The organism is uncultured Rikenella sp., assembly GCF_948810725.1.
GTDB lineage: Bacteria > Bacteroidota > Bacteroidia > Bacteroidales > Rikenellaceae > Rikenella.
In genome coordinates this window covers 1-2,884 of record NZ_CAQIVA010000088.1, presented here as the reverse complement: position 1 = coordinate 2,884, position 2,884 = coordinate 1, and the positions used below count along the sequence as shown (strand labels likewise).

At 60.9% G+C, this 2,884-nt stretch carries 1 protein-coding gene; it reads left to right on the top strand.

Going from position 1 to position 2,884, the window contains the following annotated elements; genetic code table 11:
• Positions 1–447: 447 nt before the first annotated feature.
• On the top strand, positions 448–1,500 hold the full coding sequence (gene queA / locus Q9S52_RS10625) for a tRNA preQ1(34) S-adenosylmethionine ribosyltransferase-isomerase QueA (protein ID WP_294593786.1): 1,053 nt from the start codon (positions 448–450) through the stop codon (positions 1,498–1,500).
• Positions 1,501–2,884: the final 1,384 nt, after the last annotated feature.

Genomic DNA, 2,884 nt, shown 5'->3' with positions numbered 1-2,884 from the left:
CGTAAGCATTTCCCGTCCACGGGACGTGGGGCCCGCGCGGCCCGAGCGCAGTTTCAGGCGGGACAAAGCTCGACCGCGCGCGACTGCTGGAGAAGGAAATCATTCAAAGCGTCTTGCGCTTTGAATAAGATTTCCGCCAGCGCGCGGACAAAGAGTTGGGCCGAGGCTGCCATAGCGAAACGTAGTTTCGCTCCGTCCCGCCGGGGTCACCCGGACGCCGCCCGCGCAGGGCAGTTTCAGGCGGGACAAAGCTCGACCGCGCGCGCCACCGCCTTAAGAGGGAAATCGTCAAAATGCGCTTGCGTGTTTTGACAAGATTTCCCCAGGCGCGCGAACAAAGCTCGCCCCACACGCAGAAAGAGATTCATTGAAAAAGCCCCCACCGAACACCGTAAAAGCGACAGTTCCCGTAAAATACCACGACCAGAATAAAAAACAGTTAAAGAGATGAAACTATCGCAATACAAGTACGACCTGCCCGAGAGCCTGATCGCCCAGTACCCCTGCGAGAACCGCGACGAGAGCCGGTTACTCGTTTTCGACCGTAAGAGCGGCAAGATCGAGCACAAGATCTTCAAAGACATCCTCGGCTACTTCCGCGAAGGCGACGTGATGATCTTCAACGACACCAAAGTTTTCCCCGCCCGGCTGTACGGCAACAAAGAGAAGACCGGCGCCGAGATCGAGATCTTTCTGTTGCGCGAGCTAAACCGCGAACAGCGGCTGTGGGACGTCCTCGTCGACCCCGCCCGGAAGATCCGCATCGGAAACAAACTCTACTTCGGCGACGACGACGCCCTGGTAGCCGAAGTCATCGACAACACCACCTCCCGCGGCCGCACCCTCCGTTTTCTGTTCGACGGCGAATACGACGCCTTCAAGAACGCCCTTTATAAGCTCGGCGAAGCCCCCGTTCCGACCCACATCCTCCGTCGCCGCGCCGAAACCATCGACGAAGAGCGCTACCAGACCATCTACGCCGAGAAAGAGGGCGCCGTCGCCGCCCCCACCGCCGGCCTCCACTTCAGCAAACACCTGTTGAAACGCCTCGACATCAAAGGCGTAGGGCGCGCCTCCATCACCCTCCACGTCGGCCTGGGGAACTTCCGTTCCGTCGACGTCGAAGACCTCACCAAACACAAGATGGACAGCGAACCCATCTTCATCACCGAAGAAGCCGCCCGTATAGTGAACACCGCCCGCGAGAAAGAGAAACGCGTCTGCGCCATCGGCACCACCGTCATGCGCACCATCGAGAGCTCCGTCTCGACCGACGGCATGCTGAAACCCTTCGAAGGCTGGACCAACAAATTCATCTTCCCGCCCTACGAATTCAGCGTCGCGAACTCCATGGTGACCAACTTCCACCTGCCCTACTCGACCCAGCTGATGATGGTCTCCGCCTTCGCCGGCTACGACAAACTGCTGAAAGTCTACGAAGTAGCCAAAGAAGAGGGCTATCGTTTCGGCACCTACGGCGACGCCATGCTGATTCTGTAACTCGATATCGGAGAGGCCCGTCCCGCCTCCCCGCATACTCCACGCCTCCGTCCGGCTACGATGTCCGAGCGGAGGCATTTTCGTCCGCCCCCTCAGTCATCGTCCCCGCCCCGGGCGACCGCAATTCTTATTCGGGCACACTGAGCTACATCGGCAACAGCGGGTACAGCTACTCGTCCACCTCCCATACTTCAAACGACCACTACCGTGGGATGTACTTGAGTTTCCGTACGACAGCCCTCAGTGCCAGCGGTTCGTATCACCGTGCCAACGGTCTTCCGTTGCGCTGCCTCTCGGAATAAACGGGACTGACACGGCCAATTGGGAGTGCGGCACGCACCGCCCGTCCACGGGACGTGGGGCCTGCCCGGCCCGAGGGCAGTACCCTCCCGTAGGACGACGCGCGCCCCGCCTTAGGAGGGAAATCATCAAAACTCGCTCGCGTGTTTTGACAAGATTTCCCCAGGCGCGCGACAAACACAAATCCTGCCCCGGGCTACCGCGACGCCGGGAATAACGATGCCTTCGGCATACTGAGCAGCGTCGGCAACTATGGCTCCAGTTACTCGTCTTCAATCAGCGGCAGCAAAGGAGTATATTTGGACTTCAGCGCACCGAATCTCAGAATCAGTTACGCCAGTAGCCGCGGCCACGGTATTCAGCTGCGTTGCCTCTCGGAATAAACGGGGGCGCGTGCCCGTGGGGGCAAGAGGCTGGAGTTACCCTAATTGCGTTTTGAGTGCATCCCTGCGGTTCGTAGAACCGCGCGGGCCGGAGCCACCCCAGGCGTAGGCCTGCAACGTCGCAGAACTCGTTTCCGGCCACGCTGGCTCCGACCCTCAATCCCTAATTCACTACCTCCTTAGCAAAGCGAGCCGGACGCCCGGGAGGAACGGCAACTCTCGACGCGCGAGCGGCGTGTTGCGGGCCGCCCGGCGGGAGGCGTCCGGCCCGCGCGACCCTAAAGGGTCGCAAAAGCTCGGTCAACAGTTCGCCCCGATTCTGTCGGGTTCGGCCTGTCGCCCACTCCCCCGAGGCGCTCCGCGCCTGGGCGACAAGGCCGGCGGTTCGAAGAACCGCGCTATTCGCTCTCGGCCTATAGCAGTTCGCCACCAGCGGAGAGCAGCAACGAGCTCCGACGAGTTGCAGCCCTCCCCCTGCCGGGGCGGCGGACTGCGCAACCCAAAGGGGCGCAGAAGCTCGGCCCAACTCTCTAAAATTCGCCTCGGCACGCAATCCTTTCACCGCTCCAATTCTGTAAGATTCGTCCTCGGCGCGCCCCCCACGCGCCGCTAATGCGTCGCCCTTGCCGAGGACGGCGATTCCAGAGGAATCGCGCTATTCGCTCTCAGACTAAAGCACTACCCAAAGTACGGCCAACAAG